Origin of the sequence: Pseudomonas sp. MD195_PC81_125, assembly GCF_014060985.1 — a bacterium.
Taxonomy (GTDB): domain Bacteria; phylum Pseudomonadota; class Gammaproteobacteria; order Pseudomonadales; family Pseudomonadaceae; genus Aquipseudomonas; species Aquipseudomonas parakoreensis.
This window is the reverse complement of record NZ_JABULD010000831.1, coordinates 1-1,301: the sequence shown is the minus strand read 5'-3', so window position 1 is coordinate 1,301 and position 1,301 is coordinate 1. Positions and strand designations below refer to the sequence as shown.

At 51.0% G+C, this 1,301-nt stretch carries 1 protein-coding gene; it reads left to right on the top strand.

Annotated elements, in window-relative coordinates; translation table 11 throughout:
* Positions 1-225 precede the first annotated feature (225 nt).
* Positions 226-1,301 (top strand): cbb3-type cytochrome c oxidase subunit I (locus tag HT737_RS29570; RefSeq protein WP_306287314.1); only part of this gene is annotated, 1,076 nt, incomplete at its 3' end.

Here is a 1,301-nt window from a genome sequence, read left to right as displayed (position 1 = left end):
TAGCTGGAAATGCAGTCCTTGCACGATATAAATCTGTAATTGGGACGAAGCCGCTTAATCACGAAGCATTGGCTGTCATGGTCGCTGCCATTTCCCATCCCCAACCAGGATGGGATGGTTATTCTGCAGGGCCTACGGACATAACACTGACGCCGGAGGAGCGATCAGGAACGGCAGCATGGATTCTAAGCCGCTCCAAAACCGTTTCGTTGAAGGAGCTAAGCCATGAGTAGACTGATAGCTGGAACAGAGCATGCTCTAGACGCGAATCAACCCTCGGATATTTTGCCGCGCATTGATTACGATCTTATCAAAGCCCACGGTTATGCAGCAGTGATCACACTGTTTCTATCAGCTCTTGCGGGCCTGCTTGTTGCTCTGAAGCTGACAATGCCCGATCTGCTGAGTAGCCACGCAGCGCTGACCTGGGGTCGCCTGAGGTTCGATCACACACAAGGTATTTTTTTTGGTTGGCTTGCCAATGCTTTCTTTGCGTTCTGTTACCACATGGTCCCGCGCCTGGCTGATCGCCCGGTGTTCAGTCGCAGATTGGGCTGGGTCATTTTCTATATTTGGAATCTTGGTGTCCTTTTGCCCGGATGGTTACTTATTTCCCTCGGGCTCGATAGCCCATGGTTCGCAATACAGTCTTTAGAATGGGCGGAGTTCCCAATGATCGTGGACCTAGTGGTAGTACTCGGTCTGATTTTGGTATGTGCCCAATTCGCGGGGCCTTTCTTGCTTAAGCGGCAACGAGGAGGCTTGTATATTTCGGCTTGGTACCTGATCGGCGGAGCCGTATTTACGCTGCTTGCATATCCAGTAGGAAATTTCGCGCCTGCATTTATCCCCGGCGCGCAAGGTGCTGCATTCAGCGGGCTTTGGATTCACGACGCAGTGGGTTTGTTCGTTACGCCATTTGTACTTGCGATCTCTTACTACATTATTCCGGCCGCCACCAATCGACCTATCTATAGCCACTTTTTGTCAATGATCGGTTTCTGGTTTCTATTCTTTTTTTATCCGCTCAATGGCACTCACCATTACGTCTATTCGGCTATCCCCATGGACGCGCAGAAGGCGGCCATTATCGCCTCCGTGTATTTGGGCATGGACGTGATACTAGTTGTATTCAACCAACTGATGTCACTGCGAGGCCAAGCTTCGACAGTCGCAAGCGATGTCCCTCTGAGGTTTGTCTGGACGGGCACGGTGTTCTATTTAATCGTCAGTTTGCAGGGCGCGTTCCAGGCTCTGATGCCGGTCAACCGATTGACTCACTTTTCCGATTGGGTTAATTG